Raw genomic sequence first — 12447 nt, 5'->3', positions numbered from 1 at the left:
GTGGGACTCACGGTAAAGCAGTGCAGGATGAGAACCACTGGTTCGAGCGAAGCGAGACGACAACGCGAACGCGTTGCCCGTAGGGTAAGGTCGAAGACCGAATCAATCCAGCACGGCCCACTGCTTTTAAAGTGGAAAAAGTAAGTCGAGTAAAGAAACGCCTCATGGCGTTTTTTTTGTTTATATCCCCGCCAAAACCCTTCTCCGTCTCGATTTTTAAGTCCCTTAAACACTTTCTGCCTAAAGATTAAAATTCAAGCGACTTTTCCTCTCATCTGCGTTATTTTGTTTAGCATACAAAACAAACGGACGAGTTTTCTCCGTTACTGCTTCCTGAGTCCGGGCTGAGCCCCCGGCCAAAAGAGATGATGAGCAATGAGCGAGACTTTAGATCTGAATGCAACCGTTTATCCTTTTCCGCCTAAGCCGATTCCTTTAAGCCAGGATGAAAAAGCCTTCTATAAAGCCAAAATCAAAACCCTGCTAAAACAGCGTAATGCTGTGATGGTCGCCCACTACTACACTGATCCTGAAATTCAGGCGCTGGCGGAAGAGACCGGTGGTTGCGTTGCCGATTCGCTGGAGATGGCGCGCTTCGGTAGTCAGCATCCGGCTTCAACGCTGTTGGTGGCCGGTGTGCGCTTTATGGGCGAAACGGCCAAGATCCTCAGCCCGGAAAAAACCGTGCTCATGCCCACGCTTAATGCAGAATGCTCATTAGACCTGGGTTGTCCTGAGCAGGCGTTCTCTGATTTTTGCGACAGTCATCCTGATCGCACCGTAGTGGTCTACGCGAATACTTCTGCTGCGGTAAAAGCGCGCGCTGACTGGGTAGTAACCTCAAGCATTGCGGTTGAGCTGATTGAGCATCTCGACAGCCTGGGCCAGAAAATTATCTGGGCACCCGACCGCCATTTAGGTAATTACGTGCGTAAGCAGACCGGTGCGGATGTGCTGTGCTGGCAGGGCGCATGTATTGTGCATGACGAATTCAAAACCCAGGCGTTGGAACGGATGAAAGCACTTTATCCAGACGCCGCCGTGCTGGTTCACCCTGAATCACCTCAGGCAATTGTCGATATGGCTGATGCGGTAGGCTCAACCAGCCAGTTGATTCAGGCGGCGAAAACGCTGCCGAATAAGCAACTTATTGTGGCCACCGATCGCGGGATCTTTTATAAAATGCAGCAGGCCGTGCCGGATAAAGAGTTGTTCGAAGCGCCGACTGCCGGTGAAGGCGCCAGTTGCCGTACCTGCGCGCACTGCCCGTGGATGGCAATGAACGGCCTCAAAGCCATTGCCGAAGGTCTGGAACTGGGCGGTGCTCAACATGCGATTGAAGTAGATGAAGCGCTGCGGGTTAAATCACTGATCCCATTGAACCGGATGCTGGAGTTTGCTGCACAGCTTAAACTGCGCGTGCAGGGTACGATGTAAAACGCAGGGAGCGGTGCTCCTGTCTGAATGAAGCAACAGAAGGGAATCGTTATGGATTTTTTCAGTACCAGCAACATTCTGGTTCATATTCCGCTCGGCAAGGGCGGTTATGATCTCTCGTGGATTGAAGCGATCGGCACCCTGTTTGGTTTACTTTGCATTTGGTATGCCAGCAAAGAGAAGATCATCAACTATCCGTTTGGTCTGATTAACGTCACGCTGTTTGCGGTGATTTTCTTCCAGATTCAGCTTTATGCCAGCCTGCTGCTGCAAATCTTTTTCTTCGCAGCCAACATTTATGGCTGGTATGCCTGGAGTCGTCAGACGGCAGACCAGCAGGCCGAACTGCAAATACGCTGGCTGCCGCGCGGCAAAACGCTGGTATGGGGTGTGGTTTGTGTGGCCGGTATTTTATTGATGACTTTCAATATTGACCGTGTATTTGCTGCGCTGAGCCAAATTGCAGTAAACCTGATGCAAGCCCTGGGGCTGGATGTGCAGATGCCTGCGCTGCAACCTGATGCATTCCCGTTCTGGGATTCTTCCATGATGGTGCTGTCGATCATCGCCATGCTGCTGATGACCCGTAAATACGTAGAGAACTGGCTGATATGGGTAGTCATCGACATCATAAGCGTGGCGATTTTTGCTTATCAGGGCGTCTATGCCATGGCGCTGGAATATGTGTTACTGACGCTGATTGCGCTGAATGGTTCATGGCTGTGGATAAAAAGTGCGGCTGACAACGGCTCTAAGCCACTGCGGCGCGTTTAACTCTTCAGGAAATAGATTTCATCGTAGCGCCTCCTTTATGGGGGCGCTGTGCGTTTGAGGGCCAAATAGCGTGATTAATGGTGATGTGCGTGGCTGTGGTGGTCGTGCCCGGCTTCAGCGGCACTGTTTTCATTAATCAGACAGTCCGGCGTGCTGCACTCGCCATACTCCATTTGAATGGTGGCATGACCGATACGGTATTTATCCAGCAGGTACTTTTGTATACGGTCTAACAGCGCATCGTGGTCGTGTGGCGGCACAACCTGCGCATGCAGCGTCATCAGGCGTTGTTCGCCAATCTGCCAGACGTGAACATGGTGAATATTGCGTATTTCGGGAATAGCGACCGACAGATCTTTACGGAGTTTCTCAATATCCACTTCCTGCGGCGTGCCTTCCAGCAATTCATGAAAACTCTCTTTCATTAAGCGCCACGCATTGTTGAGCACCAGACAGGACACCAGCACTGACAGAATCGGGTCTATCGGCGTCCAGCCTGTCTTCATAATAATAAGCGCAGCCGCGACGGCCCCAATGGAACCCAGCAGATCGCCCATTACGTGTAACGCAGCAGCCCGCACGTTGATATTGGCTTTCTCTTCCCCCTGATGTAGCAACCAAAACGAGAACAGATTGGCAAATAGCCCGGCGATACCCACGATCAGCATGGTTCCGCCCATGACCGGCTGCGGATTGACAAAACGGATGATGGCTTCCCAGACAATTAAAATGACGATAACCAGCAGCGCTGCCGCATTGACGAACGCCGCCATTGTGGTCAGGCGAAGATAACCAAACGTGTGGCGGGTGCTGGGTTTGCGTTTGGCGAAATGCACCGCCAGCAAGGCGATCAGCAGGGCGGCAGCATCGGTAAGCATATGACCGGCATCGGCCAGCAGCGCCAGCGAACCGGAAATCAGACCGCCGATCACCTCGACCACCATGAATACCACAGTGATCATCAATGCCAGCAATAACCGGCGGCTGTTTTTGTCCTGAGGTAAAAACGAGGTGCCTGACATACCTTTCCTTATCTAATGTGAAGCCGGCTGAACCATGCAGGATACTTCCAGTCTATTAATGAGCATAGTCAGCAAATCCTGCAATAACCGGTGCACTCTATTATAGGTCCACGGAGCGTTTTTTCCTCGTAAACACCCACGAAAAAGGGAGCCTAAGCTCCCTTTTGTACATGCATTAAGCACTCATGAGGGTAATAAATTTCAACGGGATGAAATCAGTTACCGGTGGCTTTGGACTGATTGGTTCCTGGAACCTGATCCGGACAACGGCCATCTTTACACATGGCTTTTTTGTGATCGACGGTTTTCTTACTCATCTTATGATGGGTTTTGTCGGTAGATTTATGGGCCTTTTTATGGACCTCATTCACTGGCTTATCTGTATTGTTGATTTTGCTGTTATCAACACCATTAGGCGCAATTTTTTGAATGGAACCCGGGCTGTTAGATTCGTTCGCCGAGCCATTGTTGGAACCCGCATCACTGCCCTCTGCAAAGGCTGCACCACTACCTAACGTCATTGTTGCGGCAAGAATCATAATCGCAAGCTTGTTCATATCTTGTCTCTCCATCTTATGGTTGTGATATATCGTCGTTTTGCTTCTGTCGAAACCTTATGTCTAAAGCCTAGCTGATGATTAGGTAGCTGCAATATTATTGAGACTATTCGCAAAGTCTTCACGGGCTTAAAGTGCATTTACACCGGCGCGCAATGCGGCTAGATTGGACGCGTTTAGCATTTCGCCCATCCTCATTATGAAAGACCCAATGGAACAGCTATGAATTATCAAAACGACGATTTACGCATCAAAGAAATCAAGGAACTTTTGCCACCGGTTGCCCTCCTGGAGAAATTCCCGGCCACCGACAAAGCAGCAAAAACGGTATCTCAGGCACGCAATGCCATTCATAAGATATTGAAAGGAAACGATGATCGTTTACTCGTCGTAATTGGCCCCTGTTCCATTAACGATCCGAAAGCGGCGAAAGAGTATGCTGCCCGTTTGGTGACTCTGCGCGAAACACTGCGCGGTGAATTGGAAATTGTGATGCGCGTATATTTCGAAAAACCGCGTACCACGGTGGGTTGGAAAGGGCTGATCAATGATCCGCAGATGAACAACAGTTACCAGATTAACGACGGTCTGCGCATTGCACGCAAATTGTTGCTGGATATTAATGATCTGGGTTTACCGGCTGCGGGTGAATTCCTTGATATGATCACCCCGCAATATTTAGCCGATCTGATGAGTTGGGGCGCTATCGGTGCGCGTACTACTGAGTCTCAGGTTCATCGTGAACTGGCGTCGGGCCTCTCATGCCCGGTTGGTTTCAAAAACGGCACTGACGGCACCATCAAAGTCGCTATCGACGCCATTAACGCTGCCGGTGCACCGCACTGCTTCCTGTCGGTCACTAAATGGGGCCACTCCGCGATCGTCAGCACCAGCGGCAACAATGACTGCCACATCATCCTGCGCGGCGGTAAAAAACCGAACTACAGCGCTGAAGATGTGACCGAAGTGAAAGAAGGGCTGAAAAAAGGCGGTTTATCTGCGCAAATCATGATCGATTTCAGCCATGCTAACAGCAGCAAGCAGTTCAAAAAACAGATGGAAGTCTGTACTGACGTTTGTGGCCAACTGGCAAAAGGCGAACAGGCGATTATGGGCGTGATGGTTGAAAGCCACCTGGTCGAAGGGAATCAAAACCTCGACAGCGGTGAACCTCTGACTTATGGCCAGAGCGTAACGGATGCTTGCATCGGTTGGGAAGACACCGAAGTCCTGCTGCGTGAACTGGCCGATGCGGTAAAAGCGCGTCGCGGCTAATTCAACGGCGACACGTAAATATGTCTAACGCCCCGGTTATCGGGGCTTTTTCATTTTTTGGCCTTGCGTGAAACCGCAATTCCAGCATCAGGTGCCAGACGGGCAATGTCGATCACCGCCAGTACGGTGATAAGCGCAATAATCACAAACCCCAAACGAAACGCAATACCTGGCTCTGAGGCTAACCCGGCTTGCCTTGCGATAAACTCACCCGCCCTGATACTGAGCGCACCAAGCGTGACACCCAGACCCGCCGCCAGTTGGAGCGATGTGCTGAACAGCGTGTTAGCAGAACTCATTTCGCTATCAGGCACTTCGGCAAACGCCAGGGTACTGATACCGGTGAACTGCATTGAGCGGCACAGCCCGCCCCAGAACAGCATCACCATGGTTAATACTTCCGGGCTGGAAGGCGTGAGAAACGCACACACTAATAATGAAAGGGCGCTGAGTACACCATTGCCGATCAGTAATTTTTTAAAGCCAAAATAACGAATCAGTGGCGTGGTCGCCGGTTTCATCGCCAGATTTCCCGCGAACACCGCCAGTACCAGAATCCCTGAATGAAATGCATCCAGCCCGAAACCAACCTGAAACATCAGTGGCAACATAAAGGGGGCTGCGCTGATGGTGGTACGGAAGATAAACCCGCCGCGCATGGTGATCCTGAAGCTGCTCACCTGCAACGAACTCAGCCGGATCATGGGGAACGCCGCGTCACGCAGATGCCGGACTGCCATCCACAGCGCAACACCACCTGCCGTCAGTAATAGCAGCGCATAGGTGAGATTCACCTGCTGCTGGCTGCACAGTTCCAGCCCGATCACCAGACACAGCATTGCCACACCCATCGTGATAAAACCTTTGAGATCGAAAGGCTGTTTACCGGTGGCGGTTTTATTGGGGATCAGCCGCCAGGCCAGAATAATCGCCAGCGCACCAAGCGGAACATTGATGAAAAATATCCAGTGCCAACTGGCATACGTGGTGATGAAGCCACCGATCGGTGGCCCGAGGATTGGAGCGACCAACGCAGGCCACGTCAGCGTGGCTATCGCCTTTATTAGCTGATCTTTTGGCGTATTGCGCAGAACGGCTAACCGGCCAACCGGCACCATCATGGCACCGCCGATACCCTGTATAACACGCATGACCACAAACTCTGTGACGTTTTGCGCCAGACCACAAAGTAGCGAAGACAGGGTGAAGATCAGCAGGGCGGCGCTGAACACATTGCGCGCACCAAAGCGTTCGGCGATCCACCCACTGGCTGGGATCAACACCGCCAGCGTCAGTAAATAGGCGCTGATACCAATGTTTAAATCTACCGCCAGCACGCCAAATGAGCGCGCCATGTCGGGTAGGGCCGTGGCAATCACCGTGCCATCCAGAAACTCCATAAAGAAAGCGCCTGCTACCAGCAGGGCCATCGGGGAAATTGCAGAGCTGCGGTGTGGATTATCTGTTGGCTGGTGGTTTTCTTCTGATTTGACGTCAGCGCCTGACATGACTCATTCCTGTACGGGAGTTTAAGGAGGTACTTTAGCATTGATAACCATAAAAAAAGGGACAGCTTTCGCTATCCCTTGTCTGTTGCTGTCTGCCATCAGATGCAGACCTGCGAATTACTTCGCTTTACCCTGGTTTGCCACGGCCGCCGCTTTCGCTGCGATTTCGTCGGCATTGCCCAGATAGTAATGTTTGATAGGTTTGAAGTTTTCGTCGAATTCGTAAACCAATGGCACACCGGTCGGGATGTTGAGTTCAAGAATTTCGTCTTCGCCCAGATTATCCAGGTATTTAACCAGCGCACGCAGGGAGTTACCGTGTGCAGCGATGATCACGCGCTCGCCGCTTTCGATACGTGGTTTGATAACGTCAGTCCAGTAAGGGATCACGCGATCGATGGTCAGTGCCAGGCTTTCCGTCGTTGGCAGCTCTTCAGGGCGCAGTTTCGCATAACGCGGATCATGGCCTGGGAAGCGCTCATCGCTTTTTTCCAGTTCTGGTGGTGTCACGGCAAAGCCACGACGCCATTGTTTAACTTGCTCGTCACCGTATTTTTTCGCGGTTTCAGCTTTATCCAGACCCTGCAACGCGCCGTAATGACGTTCGTTCAGTTTCCAGGATTTTTCAACTGGCAGCCATGGCTGATCCAGTTCGTCCAGAACGCTCCACAAGGTATGGATGGCACGTTTCAGCACGGAGGTGTAAGCGAAGTCGAAATGGAAGCCTTCGTCTTTCAGCAACTGACCGGCAGCTTTTGCTTCGGTACGGCCCTTGTCAGACAGTTCAACATCATGCCAACCGGTAAAACGGTTCTCTTTGTTCCACTCACTCTCGCCGTGTCTTACCAGAACCAGCTTGGTTACAGCCATAGCTAAACTCCTCAATTAACTGAATTTCCAATGATAACGCTTATCATTATATGGCCTGAGCGCCGCAGACGGCAATCTGATTGTGTGCTGTCTTACCGTCTGCGCTACTCGAAGAGCCTTCACCATAGCGAATTTAAGAGTTCACTTCAGCCGTTAGCTGGCTTTTTTCAGACAGGTACTCATAAAGGTTTTACGGGCATCGCCTTTTAGATCTTTCTTTGCGGCATCGGCATTACAGGTTTTCATTTTGTTCTGTTGGTCAGTCATCTTCTGGTCAGGCTTGGTTTCGGCTTTCAGACAATGACTCATAAATGTTTTGCGCTCATCGCCCTTGAGCGACTGGCCGGTGGCCTGTTGATTGCAGTCGGTCATTTTTTGACGTTGTGCCGTCTGGGCGGCAGAGGGGGCTTTCGCCGTGTCAGCAGCCAGCGCCTGACCACCGATTAACAAGGTTGTCAGCAGAGGTAATATTACAGATAAACGCATAACAGATTCCTTATCAGACGTCCCATTGGCAGGACACCCCCTAAGCGTAGATGGCCTGCGTGCTTTAGCATAAAAAAAGCGCAGCAGGATGAGCAGGAGGTCACATTTCACCGCAGGATGGTGGGCTGAGTGCTGAAAAAACAGGGCCTTCCGGCCCTGCTGATATCACGAGGATACCGCTTATAATGCGAAAAATTGATAAGTCGTGTTTGAGCGGTAAATTTGACCGGGTTTTATCCAGCAGCTTGGCTGCGGCCAGGTCGAATGGTTTGGGCTGTCAGGCAGGAATTCACTCTCCAGCGCCACGCCCTGATAGTTAGCGTATTCGCCACCGGTGCGGTTAGGTGTGCCGCTCAGGAAATTGCCGCTGTAAAGTTGTAACGCAGGAGCCGAGGTAAACACGCTCATTTTTACGTTACCGTCCGCTGACCACAGATGTGCTGCCGGATGTTCCCCGCTGTTACAGCTGCGATTAAGCAAATAGGCATGATCATAGCCTTTCACCCGTTGCTGATCGCGATCGGTGAGGAAATCTTTCGCCAGCGTTTTCGGCGCATTAAAATTCATGCCGGTGTTCTCCACGGGCGTCGGATCCGCGCAGGGAATACCGTCGCTGTCGATGGGCAGAAAACGTTCTGCAAACAGTTGCAGGGTTTGCAGTCGCGCGTCTTTGCCTTCGCCATCAAGATTGAAATAAGCGTGATTGGTCAGATTGACCGGGCACAGCTTATCTACCGTGGCTTTATAGCGGATCTCCAGGCGGTTGTCGTCGGTCAGCTGATACTGTACTTCGGCCGTCATATCACCCGGATACCCTTGATCACCGTCGGCAGAAAACAGCTGGAAGCTGACTTTCTGCTCACTCTGCGACAAGATTTTCCAGCGGCGTGCATGGAAACCTTCCGGCCCGCCGTGCAACTGATGCACGCCCTGATTGGCGACCAGCAGATGCGGTTTACAGTCGATCTGAAACTGTGAACGGGCGATGCGGTTGGCATAACGCCCTACGGTTGCGCCCAGATAGGCACTCTGATTGATATAAGCCTGTGGGTTTTCACACCCCAGCAGCAGTTCACGCGTTGTGCCGTCTGCCAGAGGTAATTCGAGTGAAAGCCAGGTCGCGCCCCAGTCCATCAACGTGGCGGTGGTTCCTGCCGCGTTCTTCAGGGTGACCAGTTCGAAAGGTTCGCCGTCCGGTGCTAACAGGGTGTTTTCTGGCTTCAGCATATGCCGGCTCCCTGAGAGGCGGTACAGACATAAAACGTCTCTTTCAGACCGGTTTGTGCGGGATATTCACGGGCGACGGTTTCGCGCACGCTGTCCACCAGGTCAACCGGGATCAGCGCCACGATGCAGCCACCAAAGCCGCCGCCGGTCATGCGCACGCCGCCTTTGTCGCCAATCACGGCTTTAACAATCTCAACCAGGGTATCGACCGGGGGAACCGTTATCTCAAAATCGTCACGCATTGATGCATGAGATTCCGCCATCAGTTCGCCCATCTTTTTCAAATCGCCAGCGGCCAGCGCATCGGCGGCGGCCAGTGTGCGATCGTTTTCAGTGATCACATGACGGGCACGGCGCGAAACGACCGGATCCAGTTCGTCAGAAATCGAGAAGAACAGGGAAGGGTCCACATCGCGCAGCGCTTTAACACCAAAGAAGCGGGCGGCAGTTTCACACTGCTCGCGACGGGCGTTGTACTCACTATCAACCAGACCGCGTTTCACGTTGGAGTTGATGATCACCACCGCGGCGTTTTTCGGCATAGAGACCGCACGGGTTTCCAGCGAGCGGCAGTCGATCAACAGTGCGTGATCTTGTTTGCCGAGAGCGGAAATGAGTTGGTCCATGATCCCGCAGTTACAGCCGACAAACTGGTTTTCCGCTTCCTGACCGTTTAATGCCAGCGCCACGCCGTCGAGCGGCAGGTCATACAGGGACTTCAGCGCCTGTCCGACTGCCACTTCCAGCGATGCAGAAGAGCTGAGGCCCGCGCCCTGCGGCACGTTGCCGCTGATAACCATGTCGGCACCCGAGAAATCTTTGTTGCGCTGCATCAGGTGTTTCACCACGCCGCGCACATAGTTGGCCCACGGATGGGTTTTGCTACTGAGGATCGGCTCATCGAGGGAGAAGCTGTCTTCTTCATTGTCAAAATCTGCTGCCACGACGCGGATTTGGCGGTCATTACGCTGGGCGCAGGCGATCACGGTTTCGTAGTCAATCGCACAAGGCAGAACGAAACCGTCGTTGTAGTCGGTATGTTCGCCGATCAGGTTTACACGCCCCGGTGCTTTGATGGTGATGGTGGCCGGGTAGCCAAACTTCTGCTCAAAAATATCCAGGGTTTTGTTTTTCAGTTTCATCATTTCACTCCGGCCTCACGATAATGGATATCACTCACCGCACGCAGACGTTCTGCCGCTTGTTCCGCGGTCAAATCGCGTTGGGTTTCGGCCAGCATTTCGTAGCCGACCATGAATTTACGTACCGACGCCGAACGTAACAGCGGCGGATAAAAATGTGCGTGCAACTGCCAGTGGCTGTGGTCGCCTTCGGTATAAGGCGCGCCGTGCCAGCCCATCGAATAGGGGAAAGAGCACTGGAAAAGATTGTCGTAACGGCTGGTCAGTTTTTTCAGCGCCAGGGCTAAATCACTGCGCTGTGCGTCGCTGAGATCGGTGATGCGCTGAATATGGACTTTCGGCAACAGCAGGGTTTCGAACGGCCACGCTGCCCAGTACGGGACCACGGCCAGCCAGTGTTCAGTTTCCACCACGGTGCGGCTGCCGTCGGCCAGTTCACGCTGTGCGTAATCGACCAGCATCGGTGAGCCTTGCTGCTCCAGATAGGTGCGTTGCAGACGGTCTTCGCGCTCGGCTTCGTTTGGCAGAAAGCTGTTGGCCCAAATCTGGCCATGCGGATGCGGGTTCGAGCAGCCCATCGCCGCGCCTTTATTCTCAAATACCTGCACCCACGGATAGGTTTTGCCTAAATCCGCGCTCTGTTCCTGCCAGGTTTTCACCACCTCTTCCAGCGCAGCGACGGAGAGTTGCGGCAGCGTTTTGCTGTGATCCGGCGAGAAGCAGATCACCCGGCTGGTGCCGCGTGCGCTCTGAATGCGCATCAGCGGGTCGTCATTTTCCGGCGCAAACGGCGTATCCGGCATCAGTGCGGCAAAATCATTGGTGAAAACGTGAGTGCCCGTGTAATCAGGGTTCACATCGCCGGTGACGCGGGTGTTACCCGGACAAAGAAAACAGTCGGGGTCATGCTGCGGCAGAACTTCCTGCGACGGCGTTTCCTGCTGACCCTGCCACGGGCGTTTGGCACGGTGCGGGCTGACCAGGATCCACTGATCAGTCAACGGGTTATAGCGTCGATGCGGGTGATCGACTGGGTTGAATTCTGACATACTTCTTCCTTTATTCGGGGTGTTATCCGGCGGTTAGTCCGGGTAGCCCTGTGGATTTTTCGACTGCCACAGCCAGGTGTCGTTAGCCATATCTTCCAGCGAGCGGCTGACACGCCAGTTCAGTTCATTGGCGGCCTTGGTCGGATCTGCCCAGTAGGCTGGTAAATCGCCGTCGCGGCGCGGGGCGAAATGGTATTTCACCGGTTTGCCACAGGCTTTACTGAAGGCGTTCACCACATCCAGCACGCTGTGGCCGAAACCTGCGCCAAGGTTGTAAATGTGCACACCGGCTTTGTCGCTCAGGTGTTTCATCGCCGCGATATGGCCGTCAGCCAGATCTACCACGTGAATATAGTCACGCACGCCAGTGCCATCGGGCGTCGGGTAGTCGTTGCCGAAAATAGACACCGACTCACGGCGGCCCACAGCAACCTGCGCGATAAATGGCATCAGGTTATTGGGGACGCCCTGTGGATCTTCACCCATCAGGCCAGACGGATGGGCACCGACCGGGTTGAAATAACGCAGCAGCGTCATGCTCCACTCTGGTTCGGCACGCTGCACGTCTTCGAGAATTTGTTCGACCATTAGCTTGCTGCGCCCATAAGGGCTGGAAGGATTGCCGGTCGGGAAGTCTTCGACGTAAGGGGTTTTCGGCTGATCGCCATAGACCGTTGCGGAAGAGCTGAAAATCAGGTTTTTCACGCCAGCCTCACGCATGGCTTCAACCAGTACCAGAGTCCCGGTGACGTTGTTATCGTAGTATTCCAGCGGCTTAGCGACGGACTCACCCACGGCTTTCCAGCCCGCGAAGTGGATCACTGAATGGATTTTGTGTTCACTGAAAATCTGGTCGAGGATGGCGCGGTCGCGGATATCACCCTCATAAAACAGCGGCGTTTTGCCGGTCAGCATAGTGATTCGTTCGAGCACGCTGGCTTTACTGTTATGAAGATTATCTACAATGATGGGCGTATAGCCGGCATCAATCAGTTGCACGCAGGTATGGCTGCCAATGTAACCGCTACCACCAGTGACTAAAACGTACATAAATGCTCCTCGAGAGTAATGTTGCGACAACAATATCACGCGATAACGCT

The 12447-nt window shown here is 53.0% G+C and carries 12 protein-coding genes and 1 other RNA gene; 4 read left to right on the top strand and 9 right to left on the bottom strand.

What is annotated here, in order from left to right; all coding sequences use genetic code 11:
* Positions 1-6 precede the first annotated feature (6 nt).
* The 3 genes from EAH77_RS03580 to pnuC all read left to right on the top strand — a co-directional run bounded on the left by EAH77_RS03580 (position 7) and on the right by pnuC (position 2211).
* Positions 7-123: non-coding RNA, RtT sRNA (locus tag EAH77_RS03580), on the top strand.
* Positions 124-375: 252 nt separating this feature from the next.
* Positions 376-1437 (top strand): quinolinate synthase NadA, encoded by a 1062-nt coding sequence (nadA, locus tag EAH77_RS03575; protein WP_140470456.1) that lies wholly within the window; start codon positions 376-378, stop codon positions 1435-1437.
* Positions 1438-1488: 51 nt separating this feature from the next.
* On the top strand, positions 1489-2211 hold the full coding sequence (gene pnuC, locus EAH77_RS03570; protein ID WP_140470455.1) for a nicotinamide riboside transporter PnuC: 723 nt from the start codon (positions 1489-1491) through the stop codon (positions 2209-2211).
* 74 nt (positions 2212-2285) lie between these two features.
* Here the strand turns inward: pnuC and zitB are convergent, their stop codons facing one another.
* Both zitB and EAH77_RS03560 read right to left on the bottom strand, forming a co-directional pair.
* Positions 2286-3233 (bottom strand): CDF family zinc transporter ZitB, encoded by a 948-nt coding sequence (gene zitB / locus EAH77_RS03565; protein WP_140470454.1) that lies wholly within the window; start codon positions 3231-3233, stop codon positions 2286-2288.
* 215 nt (positions 3234-3448) lie between these two features.
* Positions 3449-3790, bottom strand: a complete 342-nt coding sequence (locus EAH77_RS03560) for a protein YbgS (protein WP_140470453.1) — start codon at positions 3788-3790, stop codon at positions 3449-3451.
* A 222-nt stretch (positions 3791-4012) separates the two neighbouring features.
* Between EAH77_RS03560 and aroG the strand changes: the two genes are divergently transcribed.
* Positions 4013-5065 carry a 3-deoxy-7-phosphoheptulonate synthase AroG gene (aroG, locus tag EAH77_RS03555; protein ID WP_140470452.1) on the top strand — a complete coding sequence of 351 codons (1053 nt, stop codon included), beginning with the start codon at positions 4013-4015 and terminating at the stop codon, positions 5063-5065.
* 50 nt (positions 5066-5115) lie between these two features.
* Here aroG and EAH77_RS03550 read toward each other — a convergent pair whose 3' ends face one another.
* The 7 genes from EAH77_RS03550 to galE form a co-directional block, all read right to left on the bottom strand.
* Positions 5116-6573 (bottom strand): MFS transporter, encoded by a 1458-nt coding sequence (locus EAH77_RS03550; protein WP_140470451.1) that lies wholly within the window; start codon positions 6571-6573, stop codon positions 5116-5118.
* A gap of 117 nt (positions 6574-6690) precedes the next feature.
* Positions 6691-7443 (bottom strand): 2,3-diphosphoglycerate-dependent phosphoglycerate mutase, encoded by a 753-nt coding sequence (gpmA, locus tag EAH77_RS03545; RefSeq protein WP_140470450.1) that lies wholly within the window; start codon positions 7441-7443, stop codon positions 6691-6693.
* 153 nt (positions 7444-7596) lie between these two features.
* Positions 7597-7929 carry a PsiF family protein gene (locus EAH77_RS03540; RefSeq protein WP_140470449.1) on the bottom strand — a complete coding sequence of 111 codons (333 nt, stop codon included), beginning with the start codon at positions 7927-7929 and terminating at the stop codon, positions 7597-7599.
* Positions 7930-8109: 180 nt separating this feature from the next.
* Positions 8110-9156 carry a galactose-1-epimerase gene (galM, locus tag EAH77_RS03535; protein ID WP_140470448.1) on the bottom strand — a complete coding sequence of 349 codons (1047 nt, stop codon included), beginning with the start codon at positions 9154-9156 and terminating at the stop codon, positions 8110-8112.
* Positions 9150-10301, bottom strand: a complete 1152-nt coding sequence (gene galK, locus EAH77_RS03530) for a galactokinase (protein ID WP_170215665.1) — start codon at positions 10299-10301, stop codon at positions 9150-9152. Before galK ends, galM begins: the two co-directional genes overlap by 7 nt.
* Positions 10298-11347 (bottom strand): galactose-1-phosphate uridylyltransferase, encoded by a 1050-nt coding sequence (galT, locus tag EAH77_RS03525; RefSeq protein WP_140470447.1) that lies wholly within the window; start codon positions 11345-11347, stop codon positions 10298-10300. The genes galK and galT overlap by 4 nt, the downstream gene beginning before the upstream one ends.
* A gap of 33 nt (positions 11348-11380) precedes the next feature.
* The gene (gene galE / locus EAH77_RS03520; RefSeq protein WP_140470446.1) at positions 11381-12397 is read right to left on the bottom strand and encodes a UDP-glucose 4-epimerase GalE; all 1017 of its coding nucleotides are present in this window, start codon (positions 12395-12397) and stop codon (positions 11381-11383) included.
* Positions 12398-12447 lie beyond the last annotated feature (50 nt).

The sequence above is a fragment of the Ewingella americana genome (assembly GCF_006438725.1).
Taxonomy (GTDB): Bacteria; Pseudomonadota; Gammaproteobacteria; order Enterobacterales; family Enterobacteriaceae; genus Ewingella; species Ewingella americana_A.
The sequence above is the reverse complement of the archived record's forward strand: the minus strand, read 5'-3'. Positions and strand labels throughout refer to the sequence as shown.

Bases quoted from the DNA above. Each gene is read 5' to 3' on its own strand.
- nadA (WP_140470456.1), top strand. From the start codon at position 376: ATGAGCGAGACTTTAGATCTGAATGCAACCGTTTATCCTTTTCCGCCT.
- pnuC (WP_140470455.1), top strand. From the start codon at position 1,489: ATGGATTTTTTCAGTACCAGCAACATTCTGGTTCATATTCCGCTCGGC.
- zitB (WP_140470454.1), bottom strand. From the start codon at position 3,233: ATGTCAGGCACCTCGTTTTTACCTCAGGACAAAAACAGCCGCCGGTTA.
- EAH77_RS03560 (WP_140470453.1), bottom strand. From the start codon at position 3,790: ATGAACAAGCTTGCGATTATGATTCTTGCCGCAACAATGACGTTAGGT.
- aroG (WP_140470452.1), top strand. From the start codon at position 4,013: ATGAATTATCAAAACGACGATTTACGCATCAAAGAAATCAAGGAACTT.
- EAH77_RS03550 (WP_140470451.1), bottom strand. From the start codon at position 6,573: ATGTCAGGCGCTGACGTCAAATCAGAAGAAAACCACCAGCCAACAGAT.
- gpmA (WP_140470450.1), bottom strand. From the start codon at position 7,443: ATGGCTGTAACCAAGCTGGTTCTGGTAAGACACGGCGAGAGTGAGTGG.
- EAH77_RS03540 (WP_140470449.1), bottom strand. From the start codon at position 7,929: ATGCGTTTATCTGTAATATTACCTCTGCTGACAACCTTGTTAATCGGT.
- galM (WP_140470448.1), bottom strand. From the start codon at position 9,156: ATGCTGAAGCCAGAAAACACCCTGTTAGCACCGGACGGCGAACCTTTC.
- galK (WP_170215665.1), bottom strand. From the start codon at position 10,301: ATGATGAAACTGAAAAACAAAACCCTGGATATTTTTGAGCAGAAGTTT.
- galT (WP_140470447.1), bottom strand. From the start codon at position 11,347: ATGTCAGAATTCAACCCAGTCGATCACCCGCATCGACGCTATAACCCG.
- galE (WP_140470446.1), bottom strand. From the start codon at position 12,397: ATGTACGTTTTAGTCACTGGTGGTAGCGGTTACATTGGCAGCCATACC.